Raw genomic sequence first — 16137 nt, forward strand, 5'->3', positions numbered from 1 at the left:
GCTATCGACCGGAAAGACCCGCACTCCGTCTCGATCATGAAAGGTGCGCGCGCCGCCCTGGAGATGTCCGAGGCGCGGCCACGTTTCCCTCTCCGTGCCGGCACTATCGTCGAGTGGCAGGGCATCACGACGTTCTCGCGTTCGGCCGACGAAGAGGAACGAACCGGGTGGCTTGAACAAGCGATCGGCGATATTCGAGATCATCTGGGAATTGTGTTTCATCGCTTACTCGGTGACGAATTGGCCATCACCGTCGACGTGTTCGACCTCGATGACAACCAAACAGGTGCATTGCGGAAGGTCAAAGCGATAGATCCGTTCGATTACCCCATCTCGGGTGACCCGACCTTTCCGCTGCGAAGCAGCATCGACGTGCCGGGATCGTCGGCAGAGGCCACCCTTCACATCTGGCCGGCGCGTAGTTCATCTGCTGAATTTCGACTGTATGGGGCACCAGGCAGAGACCGGCAGGGATTCTACTTCTATCGTGCCGGTCGGTTGTTGCAGGTTGGTGGGTGGAACGGATTGGTTCGTCCCCGAGCGGATTACGGGCTGGCGCGGGTGTCGGTCGATCTCGACGATGCGCTGATGCGCCACATCACCATCAACCCGGAGAAGTTCGGGGTGACTCTCGACGCCAGTGCAGCTGCGGCGCTCAAGGGGATCTTGGCCACCGTCGGATATTTCGATCAGGCTGTGCACACCGTGACGACTGCCCGCAGTCGCCAATCGCGCCCGGTCAGTGTGGTTGCTCCGGAAGCAGGTTTCCCCGAGGACCTACTCGACGCCTTCAGCGACGCTTTCACCTTCGATGATGGCGACCCCGTTCGTATTGCGTGGCGAGTGTTGGCCCGAGACAAGTTCTTCGAGGTCGATCTCCAATCTCGCGCCTTATGGATCAACGGACGTTTCCGAAAAGAGCTGCTCGGCCGCCGCAGCTACGACAACACCGATGCGCCCTTGATCAAGGCTCTTCTGTATCTGCTCACGCAGCAGATGTTCCAGGGAACCCGGCACAGTCACAAGCAGATCGAACAGATGCAGGCCTGGCAGGACGTCCTCGTCGCGGCCGTGACTGCACGGCGCATTCAACAGACAGGGGACTCGAGATGAGTATGGATCTGGTCGAGGCGATTGCTCGACAGTTCGGCGACTACCCTCCCGTGCCGCTCGTGCACCCCGTCAACGCGCACCTGGTGCGGCGGTTTCCATCAGGCATAGAGATCGACGTCATCGTCGACGTCCTGGTCGACGAGAACGCGTCTGAGGTTCGTTCTGCGGCGAGAACGAGCTTTGGTCAGTGGGACGCTGAATCCTCGGCATCGTGGACCGATGGAACCGAGCCAGGGTCGGTCGAGCGGCGAGCTCTGACGTACACGCTGTTGGGGATACCCGAAGAAGCCCACCGGTACCTCGACGACCACTACCCTCGTGCTGATCAACCGTCGGTCATCGCGGCCCCGCAACCATGGGGTCCGTGGTACACGCCGCGTCGACGAAAGGCCCATGAGTTCTACTGGCATTCCTACCGGGGAGTTCTGGCAGTTGAAGGCTGGAGTGATGACGCGATCACCGGCCTCGATATTGCTACAACACAAGTGGTACAACGACTTGCCGATCCGACCAGGTCCGAGCCCTACCAGTCCAAAGGGCTTGTCGTCGGTTATGTGCAAAGCGGCAAGACCGCAAACTTCACCGGGGTCCTCGCTAAGTCGATCGACGCCGGGTATCGGCTGATCATCGTATTGACCGGCACCATCGAACTGCTCCGCAGCCAGACCCAGCGACGTCTGGATTTGCAGCTGATCGGCCGACAGAACATCGGGTCCGACCCCGACTACCTCGGCGACCCGGATTGGCAGGCGGGACGATTTGTCACGCATGCCGTGGACCCCACTACGTCGAACTCGGTTCCTGCCGTGCGAAGATTGACCGGCTTGACCAAGGACTACTTGTCGCTCGGTAAGGGCATCGGCGCGCTGGAGTTCGAAAAGAACGATCACGCTGTGCCGCTTAATGATATGGCGAATCTGTGGGGGGCTAATGTCCGCATCGCGGTGGTCAAGAAGAACTCGACGGTACTGAAGAAGCTCGTCGCAGACCTGAACAAATTCCCGAAAGCACTGAACGACATCCCCACTCTGATCATCGACGATGAGGCCGATCAAGCGTCGGTGAACACGGTCAAGCCACCGGTGTCCGAATCCGAGAAGATCGAACGGACGGCCATCAACGATCGCATCGCCGAGTTGCTGACGATTCTGCCGCGTGCACAGTACATCGGTTATACCGCAACACCGTTCGCGAACGTTTTCGTCGACCCCGACGACAGCATCAACATCTTCCCGACCGACTTCATCATCAGTCTCGACCGACCCGCCGGGTATATGGGCGGCTCGGACTTTCATGACGACCACGACGAGTTCACCGACGAGGAGAAAACACCCGCGAACTCGAACGAACGTGCCTTCGTTCGTGGTCTGAGCGCTGGCTCGGATGACGAGCGCAACGAGGAACTGTTGAGTGCATTGGACTCGTTTGTTCTTGCCGGGGCCATCAAACTCTATCGAGAGGCGCAGGGAAGCAAGCCCTTCCGTCATCACACCATGCTGGTGCACGAGTCTGTCAAGACTGCGACACACAAGGCGATGGCGACCGACGTTCGCGATCTCTGGAAGAAGGCGGCATATAGCCAGCCCAAGTCGCGTGCACGGTTGCGCGCTCTGTGGACCGAGGACTTCGGCCCGGTGTGCAAGGCGAGAGCACGATCCGAGGACGCGGTTCCAGAATCCTTCGACGATCTGCACGAGTTCATCGGCGATGCCTACGATCGAATCTCCGAAGGTGTCAGCCCGGTCATCGTGGTCAACGGGGAGGTTCCCGACGAGCACGAGCAAGAAGTACTGGACTTCGATGCGCGCAGCGTATGGAAGATCCTTGTCGGTGGGACGAAGTTGAGTCGCGGATTCACCGTCGCAGGTCTCACCACGACCTACTACACCCGGCGCACCGACAAGGCCGACACGTTGATGCAGACCGGCCGATGGTTTGGCTTTCGCGCGGGGTACAAGGACCTGGTGCGACTGTTTATCGGGCGGAACGTCCAGGGGCCGGCCGGAGCGGGATACGACATGTACCGAGCCTTTGAAGCTATCGTGCGCGACGAGGAAGAGTTCCGTGCAGAGCTCCGGCGGTACAAGGGAATCAACGCCAAAGGTGAGCCGATGGTCACCCCACGCGATGTCCCGCCGATGGTGTTCCAGCAGCTGCCGTGGCTCAAACCGACCGATTCGAAGAAGATGTTCAACGCCGTCCAAACCTATCGCGGCGCGGGTGGTGAGTCGTTCAGCTTCACGATGCAGCGACCGCGTGGTGATGGGCAGTGGAACAAGCTGCACTTCGACGCAGTGAAGCCGCTCCTCGCAAAGCTTACGGACGGGGATACCTTCGAGATGACCGGAAGCCAGGACAAGCGCAGGACGTTCGACGCGCGGTTCGGAGTCGTGCCTGCTCAGTTGGTTTTGGACGTAGTCAGTCGGTTCGTCTGGGACGAAAACTGGTCGTTCGACCCACACTTGGCGGCGATGAAGAAGGCGATCGACGAGAAGACCTTGGAGGACTTCGCGATTCTCCTTCCGAAGCCCAAGACCCGTGATCCGTTGCCGGTCGCGGGATGGGGGGAGCCGTTGCCCGTCGTACACCGCAAACGCCTCGATGAGGACTATCGCACAGGATTCACGGGAACTGCTGTGCGGGAACGTGACGCCATTGAGCACATCGCAGGGAATCGAAGCAAAGATGGCGGCCCTCGAGCGGCGAAACTTCGGAAGAGGACGCGCGGGGGTCTGATTTTGGTGTTCGCAAATGACCCAGAATTGGGAACGAAGAACATGAAGCGAGCTGAGAGCGGAACGATTGACCCGGGAGACCTGGCCACGTTGTTCTCGTACGCCTTGCCGTTCGCCGCCGATCCGAATCCGCGAGTCGGCTTCTCGGTTCGGCAGGCCGGGGGAGCAGCCATCGTCGATGGAATCGACCGTCACTCGAACAAGAAAGTGCAGTAGTCCGCAATGGCGAAAGTAATCTCGACCATCAGCCTCAAGGGTGGTGTCGGCAAGACTACGGTGACCGCGGCCGTCGCGGAGTTCATGTCACTGGAGTTCGGGCAGCGGGTGCTCCTGATCGACCTGGATTCTCAAATCAACCTGACTACCATGATGATCAGTGAAGAGCGCTGGTTCGCTCTGAACAACGAAAAGCGAACGCTGGCTGCGCTGTTCGAGGATGCTCTTGATGGCGCATCGAACTTTGACCTGCATTCCAGTATCGAGCGGGGAGTGTCGGCGGTGAAGCGAGTGACGGGTGTCGACCTACTTCCATCCTCGCTGGATCTGATTCCGTTGCAGGAGCGATTGAGCGCGCTTCGGGTGTCCGAGGGCAGCGCAACCAGCGGAGTCGACATCCTCGGCGACGCAATCGCTCCGGTGAAGGACTACTACGACTACATTCTGATCGACTGTCCGCCCAACGTTGGCCCGATCACCCTCAATGGGTTGGCGATGTCCGACGCGTACATCATCCCGACGATTCCGGATGTGCTCTCCACGTACGGTATCCCTCAGATACAGACATTCATCGAACAGTTTGCCGAAGGGCTCGGGCGCAAGATCCTTGAACTGGGTTTGGTGATCACCAAGTACAAGTCCAACTCGGCTATCCACCGGACGACGGTCCGTAATCTCCGTCGCGACAGGAGCATTCAGAATGTGCTGCCGGTTTATCTTGCCGAGTCCAATTCGATCGCAGCGTCGGCGGAGTTCCGTGATTACGGCACCTTGAAGGTCAAATACGGAAACCAAGGCCAGTTCGACCAGTTGCGTGAGATTACCAAGAACATCATGACGGAGGCACAAGCGAAGCTATGACGAGCGACGACGCCCAACAACGGGTAGAGGTTCAAGAACTTGGCGGAGCGCTCCTAAAGTTGGCGAGCGCGGACGCTACTGCAGCGTCTCTGCTGACCAGATTGTTCCAGGTGGTGGCGGAGGAAGCGGGACGAACGCCTCGGTTCGCCAAAGCGCTTACGGCCGCGTTCACCGTTGCTCCGTCGTCGGAGGGGGCCGAGACGGTTGCGCGGCTCGCACCCGCGAGGCCAGTGCGTAAGGCGACAACAAGAAAAGCTGTAACCCGCCAGCCCGGTGTGTTCGACCCGTTCGTCGTCTTCGCTGAGTCTGGGGAGCAGGGTCTTGCTGACAAACTCTTGGAGCTGACGGTCGACCAACTGCGCGACATTATTGCGGAGCAGGAGATCGATACCCGGAAGGAAACGGGTCGCAAGCGCAAAGCGGAGGCGCTCGTCTCGTGGACAGTCGCGCGGGTCAAGGCTTTGGCCTCCAAGGGCAGCGTCTTTCGTTGAGGCTGCGTCTGGCCCCGTCGGTCAGGCCAGCTCCGCGGCACCGGGCGCTGCAGTTGGAAGAGCGGGAAGCGCCACCGGATACAACTGAAAGCTTCCGCTCATTCCCTTGAGTTCGACGTCGCGGGGCGTCCCCAGAGTCAGGCCGTCCGCCCTGGCGATGGCGTCACGCACCGGCTCGCTGACAAGGATTTCTCCGCCTTCGGCTTGGTTCGCCACTCTTGCCGCCATGGCGACGTTGAGCCCGAACAGGTCGTCGCCTCGGCGCACCGAGCTGCCGACGTGCACGCCCATGCGGACGCGGATGCGATCCCAGCGGTCGGGGTTCTTCTGCAGCGCTTCTTGTACTTCCACCCCGCAGCGCACGGCTTCAGCCGGGTCGGAGAAGGCGATCATGTAACCGTCGCCCTGGCTCTTGACCACATGTCCGCCGTGGTCGTCGACGTGTTTGCGGATCAGCTTGTTGTGCTTCTCGAGCAGTTTCACCCAACCGCGGTCGCCCAGTTCTTCGTTGCGGGCGGTGGACCCTTCGATGTCGGAGAACATGACCACGATGTCGCCGTCGGCGGTCATGCGTGCCAGGTCGGGGCGTTCGACCTTGGCCCAGCCCGCGAGGTCTTCGACGGAGTTGCGGACGGTCGCGCCAAATCCCTTGTTGATGAGTAGGTCCGTGGTGTGGAAGGCGGTTCTGATCGCGAAGGGCACCAGGCCGCGTCGCTTACGGCGTTGCTGCGATTCGAGAGCGCGGTCGAGTGCTCGGCGCGTGTGCTTCAACTTTCGTCGAGACACGATGAGAACCACACCGAGCGCGATAATGGCGGCGAGCTCGACTCCGGCAACTATCCACAGGATCACGTTGCTCATCCTCGCCTGTCGGCGGTGTCCGTGGTTGCACAACCGACCGCGAACTGCTTCCGATAGGCCGTCGGCGTGACGGCGAACGCCGAGTGGAAGTTCTGACGCAGGGTGACGGCGCTGCCGAATCCGCACGAGGCAGCGATGGTCTCGATGCTGTGGCCGGTCGTTTCGAGTTGGCTGCGGGCGGCGTCGAGCCGCTGGTCGAGTACCCAGCGCGCGGGCGTGGTTCCCGTCGCATACTGAAATTGCCGGATGAAGCTACGCCGGCTCATACGTGCCCGCTCGGCGAGCCGCTCGATCGGTAGTGGCTCGGACAGTCGTTCCAGCGCCCAACTCTGGACGTCGGCGATCGCGGAGTCCTCCGACGCCTCGATGACCGGCCGTTCGATGTATTGCGCCTGACCGCCGTCGCGATGGGGTGCGACGACGAGGCTGCGTGCCACCCGCGTAGCCGCTGCCGCGCCGAGGTGTTTGCGGACGATGTGCAGGCAGGAATCTATCGACGATGCCGTGCCCGCGGAGGTCATGACGTCGCCGTGGTCGATGTAGAGCACGGACTCGTCGAGGCCTAGTTGCGAATTGCGGTCGCGCAGTTCGGTCATCTTGGACCAATGGGTGACGGCAGGGCGTCCCGCGAGCAGTCCGGTGTCGGCGACGGCAAACGACCCCAGACACAGTCCCGCGATCTGGGCTCCCCGTCTGTGAGCGCCTCGAAGAGCTGTGGACAGGTGAGCGCCGATGTGTGGCAACGACTCCGGCCACGACGTCACGATGACGATGTCGGCCCAATCGGCGATGTCGGGGCCCTCGATCTCGCCGACGGGGAAGCCCTCCTCGGTGCGGATCGACCCCGGCTCGTCGGACCACACTCGCGTCTCCCAGTCGGGGGCCAGCCCGAGGCGCGTCACCTCGCCGAACACCATCAACGGCGCGGCGAGGTGGAACATGGTGATGCCGTCGAACACGTACAGCGCGATGCGCATGAATCTCCGATCGACGAATTGGCGCAATTTCATCGAAAGTATGCATCCGTGCCACTCGTGAACGCAAGGTCGGTGCCGAAGTATGGGTATTGACCGAGTACGCCACTTGAAGGAGAACGTTCATGACTGCACCGCGTAGAGCCCTCATCGTCATCGATGTACAGCAGGAGTACTTCGAGGGAGTGCTGAAGATCCAGTACCCGCCTCGCGACGAGTCGCTGGCCAACATCGTTCGTACCATCGAAGCGGCTGTGGCGCAGGATGTTCCGGTGGCCATCGTGCAGCACGAGATGCCCGAGGGCTCGCCTGCTTTTGTCAAGGGAACCGCGACGTACGAGCTTCATCCCGACATTCAGGCCGTCGTGCAGCCGTCCTTCGAGCGAGTCGAGAAGCAGTACAGCAGCGTCTTCGCTGGCACCGACGTGGCGAAGTGGTTGCAGGGCAACAATGTCGACACCGTCACGATCGTCGGATACATGACCAACAACTGCGATCTCGCCACCAGTGCCGACGCCGAAGCACTGGACCTGACCGTCGAGATCCTGTCCGACGCCACTGGCGCGATCAACCTTTCGAACGAGGCGGGGACAGTCTCAGCCGAACAACTCCACAAGGCGCTGATGGTGCTTTACCAGTCCAATTTCGCAGCGGTGGCGACGACAGACCAGTGGATCGACGCGGTCAAGAACGGAAACGGGCTCACGGCAAACAATCTGGTGGTCTCGGCTGCGCAAGGCAATGACGCGGTCGGTACCGCCTGAGTCCACGACAGGCGGTCTCATTTCCATCAGGTCGGGTGTCCGTCGTCAGTCGATTATCTTCGCCGCCCGAGCTGCACGTATCCAACCCGGGAATTCGCTGAGAATTCGTTCGTACAGCTCGGCGTCGGAGACTTTGTCGATGTCGTCGAGCGCGAAGAACCCGGCGTTGTCGATGAACCGGCCTTCCATGGTGTCCAGCTTTTCGAGAACGCCGTAGTTCGCTTTGCCGACACCGATGAACTGCCAGAAGATGGGAGCGCTCGACGCCGTCCGCATGAAGCTCGCGATCGGCCCGCGTTTGGTGAAGCCACCGTCGGTGAAGAACAGCACCAACGTGGGCTGACGCGAGACGACCGTGGACAGGATCTGATTCATGATCGGCAGTTCGTCGTTGGTGCCGCCGATCGACGAGTAGTCGATGCCGCCATGGTGGCCGTACAGGTGGAGGTAGGTGTCAGCCCAGGAATCGGTGCCTGCGACGGTGATGACTGGCAGCTGCGCGTACCACGAGCCGTAGAGGTAGGGTTCGAGCTCGCCGTCGTCGTCGAGCTGGGTCGCAACCGGAACCATTCGTTCGACGACTCTGTGCACTACGCGCGTCGAGTACTGCTTGCTCATGCTGCCGGTTTTGTCGATGACAAGAATGACCCGAGCCCGCAGTCCCACGGCATTTTTCGTCAGCAACACCTTGTGTACATGTTTCTTGCGGAGATCGAGCTTCTCGCGTTTGACCATCGAGAGCTTTTCCTCGCCCGCTACGGAACGCACTGTCGGGGTATCGGTGTCCTCGACGTCAACCCCGTGTTCGCGGACGAGATCGGCAAAGCCCGCGTCCCAGCCGGCGCTCACATTGCGCACCTTCCAGTCGCCGCCGCGGCGATAAATTTCGACCAGAACTGCTGCAGTTTCCGTCGTCAAACCCGATGCTGGACTGACGATGTCGCTCGACCTTACGGTCATTCCGGCGCGAGTCGACAGTGCGCTGTCCGACGCAACCGCGACGACGATGGCGTCGACGTCGGTAGGCACGAGACGCAGGTCGATGCTCAACGAACGCGTCGATGACAGCCGAACCGCGCCCTCGGGCGACGATGGCTGATTGAAGAACACGAAGTCGTCGTCGCTGCGTACTTTTCGACCCGTGTTCACTTGAAACGCAAGTAGGTCGACACCGTTGGCGTCGTCGACGGTGACCTCGAACGCTCGTGCCTCGATCAGGGCATTCCCGCCTCGGGTCAGGGTCGTCATGGTGTCCTTTCGGTGTCGCTGGAACACATGAGGCCAGAGTAATGGCGGCACGAAATGGTGTACGAGCTGGTGCGAGAGCCGCCGCCTAAATGGATGACCGACCGGCGTCGCCGGCGAGTGGGAGATCCCAACGAGCTGCCATCCACACCAGGTGGGTTGGTAATTGTCCCTGCACAGGGCAACGACGCTGTCGCCCAGTTTGTCATTACGATGGCGAGTGTGACGGCACGGGCGATAACGGAGCAGACGCTCGGCGCATGGGTGATCAAGTGCAATCCGCGCAAGACCGACCTCGCACCGATGGTCGAAGCCGGACGTGCGCACGAGAATTGGTGCGTCGCGAACAACTATCGAACTCGTCTGATGGCACCTGGGCAGCCGGTGTTGTTCTGGGTCAGCAGCCACCCGCGACGCGGGATCTGGGGTGCGGGTCGGTTGACCGGCACCCCGGTCCCCGGCCCCCAGTGGAAGGTCTCGACGGACATCACGCTGTTCGATCAGCCGATCCTCGCGTCGGATCTGCAGGCCGTTGCGGAATTGTCGACGCTCGAGGTGTTCCGGTCGCCGCAGCAGTCCAATCCCTCATGGGTCGACGCGTCCGCGTGGGCAGTGATCCGACAGATGCTGCCTCTCGAATGATGTGATGGCGCTATGACACCGGAGAACGAGCCGATACAGCACGGAATGCTGGATGTCGGGGACGGTCAGCGGATCTACTGGGAGCAATGGGGTCCGTCCGACGGCGTCCCGGCGGTGTACCTGCACGGCGGACCGGGCGGGACCCTGAACACCAGTCAGTTTCGTCGCCACTTCGACCTGTCCCGTGTTCGCGCAATCGGATTCGAGCAGCGCGGGTGCGGACGGTCGACCCCGCACGCGTCGGATCCCTCGACGTCGTTGGCTACCAACACCACTGCACATCTGCTCGCCGATATCGAAGCGCTGCGTGTGCACCTCGGCGTCGAGGCGTGGATCGTCAACGGCGCGTCCTGGGGATCCACTCTTGCTCTTGCCTACGCTCTCGCGCATCCGACAAGGGTTCTCGGCATGGTGCTCGTTGCTGTCACGACGACACGTAGGGCTGAGGTCGACTGGATTACGGAGGGAGTCGGCGCCGTCTTCCCGGAAGCATGGGATCGGTTCGCCACCTTCGCCGAGCAGTCGGGCGTCGGCTACCGCCGGGGCGAGGGCCGAATAGTCGACGCGTACAACCGCCTGTTCAATTCGACCGATCTGACGTTGCGCGACAATGCATCCCGAGAATGGGCGCTGTGGGAGGACGTCCACATCTCGATCGGTACCGATGGCGTGCGGCGCAATCCGCGATGGGACGACGACCGGTTCCGACTGGCCTTCGTCCGGCTGGCCGCGCACTACTGGTCGCACGACGGGTTCTGCGATCCACCCTTACTCGATCGCGCCGACGGTCTGCGAGACATTCCGGGCGTCCTGATCCATGGCCGAAAGGACGTTTCCGGACCGGCTGTCACGCCGTGGCATCTACACCGACGTTGGCCCGGTTCGACACTCGTCATCGATGAGGGCGACGGGCATGGGGGACTGTCCATGGCGGCGCGCTGGGACGCTGCGAACGAAGAATTGACCGACCGGGCCCTGCAGAGGCCGAATGGTGCATGATCGAAGGGTGACTTCTTTCCCGATCGTTGATCTGACTCCCGACGAGCTGCTGACCACCACGCGAACTGTGCGTAAGCGTCTGGACCTGACGCGGCCGGTGCCGATGGAGCTGATCAAGGAATGTCTCGAGATCGCGCTGCAGGCCCCGTCCGGGTCGAACAAGCAGGGGTGGCAGTGGATCGTCGTCACCGATCCTGATCTTCGTGCCCGCATCGGCGCGATCTACGGCGAATTGTTCGCCGAGTACCAGGCATCGAAGCAATCCGCGTCAGCATTGTTCGCGGACGATCCCGAACGCGCATCGGTTCAGAAGCGCGTCGGCGACAGTGCCGGTTGGCTCGGCGAGCACATGGGTGAAGTTCCCGTGCTGCTGATTCCGTGCATCAAGGCCGGCAAGACGCTTCCGGCCGGCAACCAGGCCGGTCTGTGGGGCTCGCTGCTGCCTGCGGTGTGGAACTACGCCCTGGCTGCACGGGCACGTGGTCTCGGAACAGCGTGGACGACAATTCATCTCGCGAAGGAAGCCGAGATTTCCGGACTGCTCGGTATTCCCGAAGGCTTCCATCAAGGCGCACTGATTCCGACTGCCTACTACACGGGGGAGACCTTCAAGGTCGCGCCCAGGGATCCGATCGAGACGGTGCTGCACGTCGATCGCTGGTAGTCGGCCCGGCTAGGTGCGCAGGTAGGCCACCACCGCCATCACGCGTCGGCTCATACCGGTCGAGTTCGCCAATCCGAGTTTGTCGAACACGGCGTTGATGTGTTTCTCGACCGAACTCACCGAAATGAACAGATCAGCGGCGATTCTGGCGTTCGTGAGACCTTGCGCCATCAGCTCGAGCACATCGCGCTCGCGCGGCGTCAGTCGTTCGAGGGGATTGGATCGGGTGGTGCGAGACAACAGCTGGCGCACCACCTCCGGGTCGAAGGCAGTCCCGCCGCCGGCAACTCTGTCGAGGGCGTCCAGGAACTCGTCGACCTGCGCGACTCGGTCCTTCAGCAGGTACCCGACCTTGCCTCCCGGCCCACTGATCAGCTCTGCCGCGTAGCGGTTTTCGACGTACTGGGAGAGCACGAGCACTGCCACCTCCGGCCATCGATCGCGAATCGTCAGTGCTGCTCGCAGACCCTCGTCGCTGTGGCCTGGAGGCATCCGAACATCGGTGACGACGATGTCGGGATGAGCCAGTTCCACGGCAGCCAGGAGCGCGTCGGCGTCGCCCACGGACGCGACCACGTCATGGCCTTCGTCGACGAGCAGACGGACCAGGCCCTCACGCAGCAACGTCGAGTCCTCCGCGACGATCACGCGCATGGGATGCTCGCAGTCACAACAGTCGGGCCGCCGACCGGGCTGTCCACGGTGAGGGTGCCATCCATGGCAGCGACGCGGCGGGCCAGTCCGGACAATCCGGTGCCGGACGGATCGGCACCACCGGACCCGTCGTCGGTGATGGTTGCCAGTATGCGATCGAACTTCTGCCGAGTGACCTCGACCTCCAACGATCTCGGGGAGGCATGCTTGGCTGCGTTGGTCACCGCCTCCGAGATGACGAAGTAGACGGCTGTTTCCACAGCGGGGCGCAACCTCTCTGTCAGTTCGTACGAGAGTCGAACGGGCACACCGGACCGCTCGGCCAGCGCCTCGAGAGCTGGGCGCAGGCCGTCCTTGTCGAGTGCGATCGGATACACCCGGTTGGCAACCTCGCGCAGCTCGTCCGTCGCTCCCTGCGAGGCGACCTGGGCTTGGCGGAGGAGTTCGTGCACCTTGTCGGGATCTTCAGCGCGGCGAGCCCGGCCGACGAGCATTCCCAGAGCAAACAGGTGCTGTTGCACGCCGTCGTGCAGGTCACGCTCGATGCGTCGGCGTTCGTCGTCGATAGCGTCCACGACATGATCGCGAGTGCTCGTCAGCTCGGCAATCCGTTGGTGCAGCAACCGATCCGACTGCCGGCCGAGTACCTGGATGGCGAACCAACGATCGAGAGATCCCACCCCTGCCACTCCGACTGCCGCGACGAAAATCAGGAGGATTCCGGGTAGTGCGGCCATAGCAACGAGTCCGCCGTCGACGCGGTTCGAGTCCTCGATCAAGCCCCAGTCGCCGCTGAGAGTCCATGCCGAGACCATCGATGCGGCGACGACGAGACACAGCGTCAGGAGGAGAACCACGCCGAGCCCGAGCAGCCCGATAGGCCAACGAATTCCGAGATACCAGCGGCAGCGACGAGGGGCCGCCGCATCCGTGGAGAACGCGCCGTGAAAGCGTGTGATCCGCCGGATCTCGAAGTCGGACAAGATCAATGCGGTCTCATCTACGGCCGTCCGTATTGGTTCTCCCCACCGGCCGAGGAGACGCACCAGTGCTAGGGCGAGTAAAGCCGCCACGGAGAACAACAGAGCCGCGATCGCGGTGAAGATTCCGAGCAGAACTCCGGAAAGTGCCGTGAGCCAGCGCCGTAGAAGTGAGCCGATCGACGCGCGATCAGCCTGCTCGGGTGAGTAGACGTCACGGTTGGCCAGCACACGAGCAGCGTAACCGAGCAAGTGGCCGCTGATACTGCGGTAAACCACACACTTCCATGCAGATAGCCCCGCGGCAGGCGACGGTCTTCCTCGATGTCCCGCATCCACATAGTTCGTAGCGTTTTCCGTGTCCTTCACGACCGGAAACATAGACGAACAAGGGAATTGCCATGTCCAACATATCGATTGCTACAGCAGCAGAAACCCGCACTCTCGACGGACTGGCCGGGTGGGCGGTCGGCGTCATGGATGCCCTTGGCGGCCCCGGCGCAGCGGTCGTCGTCGGTGCAGACAATCTGTTCCCGCCGATCCCGAGCGAACTCGTTCTCCCACTTGCCGGGTTCTCGGCCAGTCAGGGAGCGTTCTCTTTCGGTGCTGCGCTCTTCTGGACGACGCTCGGCTCGGTACTGGGCGCGGTCATCGTCTACGCGGTGGGTGCGCTCATCGGACGCGAGCGCACACGAGCATTGGTAGCGCGAATTCCCCTGATCAAGGCCAGCGACTTCGACCGCTCGGAGGCATGGTTCGCCAAGCACGGCTCGAAGTCAGTTCTGCTCGGCCGCATGATCCCGCTGTTTCGTAGCTTCATCTCCCTGCCGGCCGGGATCGCGCGGATGGGAATGGCGAAGTTCCTTCTACTCACGACCATTGGGAGTCTCATCTGGAACACCATTTTCGTCACCGCGGGATATCAGCTGGGCGAGAACTGGCACCTGGTCGACGCGTATGCCGAAATCCTGCAGAAGATCGTCGTCATGACGGTCGCCATGGCCTTCGTCGTCTTCGTGGCCCTGCGGTTGCGGTCTCGCCGCCAGGCCGGTCTGTGACAACGCCGGCCCGGCGACCTGACATGCACTTATCGGGGCAGTCCCGACTTGTACTGCAATGCGTAGGCCAGCTTGCCGGGCTTGTCGTTCGCGTACGGTGCCGAGAGTTTCCCGAACTCGCCCTTACCGGCAGCCTTGCCGTCGTTCCAGGAAGCCAGTGCGCCGAGTTCCGCTGCGGTGCGGCCGCTGTCGATGACTGTGTCTTTCGGGGCCGCCACCTGAGCGCGCGAGACCGACTCGACGGTGCTCAGGTAGCTCGCGAGATTTTTGCTGTCCCAGCCGCTGATGTCGACTTCCGCCGAGTCGCGAACCCATGCACCCCAATAGAATTCCTGGAAGGGGATGGTGCCGGGGGTGAAGCCGATGTCGCGGGCGAAGTACATCAGGCTGCGGTACTTGTCGTTCTGGAACTTCGCGAGACCGACTCCTGACGGAAGCTGTTCAACCGGAACCTCGTTGCCGTCGACGTCGTAGTTCCACACCCACTTCTCGGCTTTCATTCGAGCCCAGAAGTCGGCAGGGCTCAGGTTGCTGAGATTCGCGACCACTCGCAGACGAAGATGCAGATTCGGTCCACCGTCGGCCGTTTCGAAGAACGAGGTCAGAGTGTGGTGTCCGTCGGTCAGGTACGGCACACCGCCCGGCCCGATGACGACGGTCTTCATCGGTGCGATGGTGTCGGGAGTTTCCTGGCCGACGGGCACTGTGCAGGTGAACGACGACGGATTGTCCAGGCGCGCATCGGGTAGCGCCGACGCGGCCTTCTCCTGGCCGTTGGCCTCGCACCAGTCGTCGAACTTCTTGTTGATCTCGTCCTTGCCAAGTGTGTATCGACCGAGCTTGTAGTACACCTCGTCGTACCCGAGTGAGGGTTGCGTCGCGCGGACATCACCGATCGGCAGATCGAGAAGCTCACCGGCTTCGGCACATTGGTAGCCGAGGCCCGAGGACGATCCACTGGGGAGCAGGTCCGCAACCTGACACAGCGGCGACGCCGTCCGTGCCGGGGCGGCAGTGGCGACGCCGCCCATCGACGTGGAGACGATCGATATCAAAGCGAGCGTGCCCAGTAGAGCAGCTCTGCGACGCGATGCCATTCGTGAAACTCCCAGAGTTCGGAAAGTGAAGTTTTCCGAGACTGTCGCACCGCGGTCACCGGCTGGCGTCGGGGAACCGACGCGGAGGTGAACGTCGCATGATGTGCGTCAGCGATCCTCGCGCAACATCGCGTAGACGAGGGTGTCTGTCCATTCGCCCTTGCACCACCAGTTCTGGCGGAAGTGCGCTTCCTGACGCATTCCGACCCGGGCGGCCAACCTGGCCGACGCGTCGTTGCGTCCGTCCATCTGCGCCGTGACTCGGTGGATCTGCGGCAGCGAGAACACGTGCTCGATCAACGCTTCGACCGCCTCGGTGGCGTAGCCACGACCCGCCACGGCGGGGGAGAACGTCCAGCCGAGTTCGACGAGTGCCGGCGAACCGTCAACGAGCCACGCCTCGACATTGCCCACCACCGTCCCCTCGTGTTCGACGACCATCGCGAGCGCCTGGGTGTGCAATCCGGATCGCTTCATCCGTTTGCCCACCGCCGCAACAGCATCGGCGTGCGTCCACGCTTCGTGGAGGAGATAGCGGCACACCTCGGGATCGCTGTAGTACGCGAGAATCCGGTCTGCGTCGTCGGGTTCGTAGAGACGCAGCGTCAGGCGTTCGGTGTGAATGGGCTCGACTGTCATATGTCCGATTCTGCCCGACCTAGATTCACGCTGATTCGAACCCTGGCCCGGACCCCTCTCGTAACGAAAGGTGGTGAGTCGAAGCTGATCGTCATCAAGTGGAAGGCACGTGAACATGGTCGTGACGTCGTACGCCGCTCCCGC

General features: G+C 62.1%; 16 protein-coding genes. 9 read left to right on the forward strand and 7 right to left on the reverse strand.

Annotated features, from left to right (window positions below; all coding sequences use genetic code 11):
* The first annotated feature begins 36 nt into the window (after positions 1–36).
* From CH266_RS01895 to CH266_RS01910, 4 genes are read left to right on the forward strand one after another with little or no spacing between them, the layout of a single operon-like run.
* A complete protein-coding gene (locus tag CH266_RS01895) occupies positions 37–1113 on the forward strand; it encodes an ATP-binding protein (protein ID WP_230591505.1) in 1077 nt (358 codons plus the stop codon).
* Positions 1110–4064 (forward strand): Z1 domain-containing protein, encoded by a 2955-nt coding sequence (locus CH266_RS01900; protein ID WP_094714541.1) that lies wholly within the window; start codon positions 1110–1112, stop codon positions 4062–4064. The genes CH266_RS01895 and CH266_RS01900 overlap by 4 nt, the downstream gene beginning before the upstream one ends.
* A 6-nt stretch (positions 4065–4070) precedes the next feature.
* Positions 4071–4925, forward strand: a complete 855-nt coding sequence (locus CH266_RS01905) for a ParA family protein (RefSeq protein ID WP_032383769.1) — start codon at positions 4071–4073, stop codon at positions 4923–4925.
* Positions 4922–5416, forward strand: a complete 495-nt coding sequence (locus CH266_RS01910) for a hypothetical protein (RefSeq protein WP_032384365.1) — start codon at positions 4922–4924, stop codon at positions 5414–5416. The genes CH266_RS01905 and CH266_RS01910 overlap by 4 nt, the downstream gene beginning before the upstream one ends.
* A gap of 21 nt (positions 5417–5437) precedes the next feature.
* Here CH266_RS01910 and CH266_RS01915 read toward each other — a convergent pair whose 3' ends face one another.
* Together CH266_RS01915 and CH266_RS01920 are read right to left on the reverse strand one after the other, a co-directional pair.
* Complete coding sequence (locus CH266_RS01915) at positions 5438–6277, reverse strand: adenylate/guanylate cyclase domain-containing protein (RefSeq protein ID WP_176456979.1); 840 nt, start codon at positions 6275–6277, stop codon at positions 5438–5440.
* A complete protein-coding gene (locus CH266_RS01920) occupies positions 6274–7254 on the reverse strand; it encodes a GlxA family transcriptional regulator (RefSeq protein ID WP_027497833.1) in 981 nt (326 codons plus the stop codon). The genes CH266_RS01915 and CH266_RS01920 overlap by 4 nt, the downstream gene beginning before the upstream one ends.
* 122 nt (positions 7255–7376) lie before the next feature.
* On the opposite strand from CH266_RS01920, the gene CH266_RS01925 reads away from it, so the two are divergent.
* A complete protein-coding gene (locus CH266_RS01925; RefSeq protein ID WP_094714542.1) occupies positions 7377–8015 on the forward strand; it encodes an isochorismatase family protein in 639 nt (212 codons plus the stop codon).
* Positions 8016–8060: 45 nt separating this feature from the next.
* Here the strand turns inward: CH266_RS01925 and CH266_RS01930 are convergent, their stop codons facing one another.
* The gene (locus CH266_RS01930; protein ID WP_094714543.1) at positions 8061–9263 is read right to left on the reverse strand and encodes a vWA domain-containing protein; all 1203 of its coding nucleotides are present in this window, start codon (positions 9261–9263) and stop codon (positions 8061–8063) included.
* 219 nt (positions 9264–9482) lie between these two features.
* Between CH266_RS01930 and CH266_RS01935 the strand changes: the two genes are divergently transcribed.
* From CH266_RS01935 to CH266_RS01945, 3 genes are read left to right on the forward strand one after another with little or no spacing between them, the layout of a single operon-like run.
* Positions 9483–9902, forward strand: coding sequence for an EVE domain-containing protein (locus CH266_RS01935; RefSeq protein WP_255175811.1), 420 nt, complete (start codon positions 9483–9485; stop codon positions 9900–9902).
* A 12-nt stretch (positions 9903–9914) separates the two neighbouring features.
* On the forward strand, positions 9915–10901 hold the full coding sequence (locus CH266_RS01940) for an alpha/beta fold hydrolase (RefSeq protein ID WP_094714544.1): 987 nt from the start codon (positions 9915–9917) through the stop codon (positions 10899–10901).
* Positions 10902–10908: 7 nt separating this feature from the next.
* The gene (locus CH266_RS01945; protein WP_094714545.1) at positions 10909–11565 is read left to right on the forward strand and encodes a nitroreductase family protein; all 657 of its coding nucleotides are present in this window, start codon (positions 10909–10911) and stop codon (positions 11563–11565) included.
* Positions 11566–11574: 9 nt separating this feature from the next.
* On the opposite strand, the gene CH266_RS01950 is transcribed toward CH266_RS01945, so the two are convergent.
* Both CH266_RS01950 and CH266_RS01955 read right to left on the reverse strand, forming a co-directional pair.
* Entirely contained in the window at positions 11575–12219 is a 645-nt protein-coding gene (locus tag CH266_RS01950) for a LuxR C-terminal-related transcriptional regulator (protein ID WP_094714546.1), read from the reverse strand.
* A complete protein-coding gene (locus tag CH266_RS01955) occupies positions 12210–13430 on the reverse strand; it encodes a sensor histidine kinase (RefSeq protein WP_255175812.1) in 1221 nt (406 codons plus the stop codon). The genes CH266_RS01950 and CH266_RS01955 overlap by 10 nt, the downstream gene beginning before the upstream one ends.
* 170 nt (positions 13431–13600) lie before the next feature.
* On the opposite strand from CH266_RS01955, the gene CH266_RS01960 reads away from it, so the two are divergent.
* A complete protein-coding gene (locus CH266_RS01960; RefSeq protein ID WP_027497825.1) occupies positions 13601–14257 on the forward strand; it encodes a DedA family protein in 657 nt (218 codons plus the stop codon).
* Positions 14258–14286: 29 nt separating this feature from the next.
* On the opposite strand, the gene CH266_RS01965 is transcribed toward CH266_RS01960, so the two are convergent.
* Both CH266_RS01965 and CH266_RS01970 read right to left on the reverse strand, forming a co-directional pair.
* Positions 14287–15354 (reverse strand): ParB/Srx family N-terminal domain-containing protein, encoded by a 1068-nt coding sequence (locus tag CH266_RS01965; protein WP_094714548.1) that lies wholly within the window; start codon positions 15352–15354, stop codon positions 14287–14289.
* A gap of 108 nt (positions 15355–15462) precedes the next feature.
* Positions 15463–15993 carry a GNAT family N-acetyltransferase gene (locus CH266_RS01970; RefSeq protein WP_094714549.1) on the reverse strand — a complete coding sequence of 177 codons (531 nt, stop codon included), beginning with the start codon at positions 15991–15993 and terminating at the stop codon, positions 15463–15465.
* Positions 15994–16137 lie beyond the last annotated feature (144 nt).

The sequence above is a fragment of the Rhodococcus sp. 06-1474-1B genome, assembly GCF_002258885.1.
GTDB lineage: Bacteria > Actinomycetota > Actinomycetes > Mycobacteriales > Mycobacteriaceae > Rhodococcoides > Rhodococcoides fascians.

Excerpts from the sequence above, each read along its gene's own strand:
- CH266_RS01915 (WP_176456979.1), bottom strand. The coding sequence starts at position 6,277 with ATGAGCAACGTGATCCTGTGGATAGTTGCCGGAGTCGAGCTCGCCGCC.
- CH266_RS01925 (WP_094714542.1), top strand. The coding sequence starts at position 7,377 with ATGACTGCACCGCGTAGAGCCCTCATCGTCATCGATGTACAGCAGGAG.
- CH266_RS01910 (WP_032384365.1), top strand. The coding sequence starts at position 4,922 with ATGACGAGCGACGACGCCCAACAACGGGTAGAGGTTCAAGAACTTGGC.
- CH266_RS01930 (WP_094714543.1), bottom strand. The coding sequence starts at position 9,263 with ATGACGACCCTGACCCGAGGCGGGAATGCCCTGATCGAGGCACGAGCG.
- CH266_RS01900 (WP_094714541.1), top strand. The coding sequence starts at position 1,110 with ATGAGTATGGATCTGGTCGAGGCGATTGCTCGACAGTTCGGCGACTAC.
- CH266_RS01905 (WP_032383769.1), top strand. The coding sequence starts at position 4,071 with ATGGCGAAAGTAATCTCGACCATCAGCCTCAAGGGTGGTGTCGGCAAG.
- CH266_RS01940 (WP_094714544.1), top strand. The coding sequence starts at position 9,915 with ATGACACCGGAGAACGAGCCGATACAGCACGGAATGCTGGATGTCGGG.
- CH266_RS01920 (WP_027497833.1), bottom strand. The coding sequence starts at position 7,254 with ATGCGCATCGCGCTGTACGTGTTCGACGGCATCACCATGTTCCACCTC.
- CH266_RS01895 (WP_230591505.1), top strand. The coding sequence starts at position 37 with ATGAAAGGTGCGCGCGCCGCCCTGGAGATGTCCGAGGCGCGGCCACGT.
- CH266_RS01960 (WP_027497825.1), top strand. The coding sequence starts at position 13,601 with ATGTCCAACATATCGATTGCTACAGCAGCAGAAACCCGCACTCTCGAC.
- CH266_RS01950 (WP_094714546.1), bottom strand. The coding sequence starts at position 12,219 with ATGCGCGTGATCGTCGCGGAGGACTCGACGTTGCTGCGTGAGGGCCTG.
- CH266_RS01970 (WP_094714549.1), bottom strand. The coding sequence starts at position 15,993 with ATGACAGTCGAGCCCATTCACACCGAACGCCTGACGCTGCGTCTCTAC.
- CH266_RS01965 (WP_094714548.1), bottom strand. The coding sequence starts at position 15,354 with ATGGCATCGCGTCGCAGAGCTGCTCTACTGGGCACGCTCGCTTTGATA.